1 protein-coding gene is annotated in these 235 nt (G+C 49.4%); it reads right to left on the reverse strand.

All coding sequences use genetic code 11. The features are described from left to right. Positions 1-235: DUF4127 family protein (locus AC6UDF_RS07450; RefSeq protein WP_500724266.1), on the reverse strand; the 235-nt coding region annotated here is incomplete at both ends.

The raw sequence follows: 235 nt of genomic DNA on the forward strand, positions 1-235 counted from the left end.
TCATTATACGCATCCAGTGCCAATCCATCTGCAAACGAAGTCGTTGCCAGCCGCATAATGGTATCCATCACAAACAGCGGTTTGCGCGGGTACTTCGTTTTAATGATTCGAATGACGTCCAGCAAATGAGTCGTATGCTCGTCATATGACGGATACGTTCCGCCGCCGTTTTCGCGAAGCTGACGGCTGCCGATCAATCCACCGTAAGCGAGCATATCCGTTGAAATGATGAAAC

The organism is Fructilactobacillus sp. X2R6C1 (assembly GCF_059901295.1).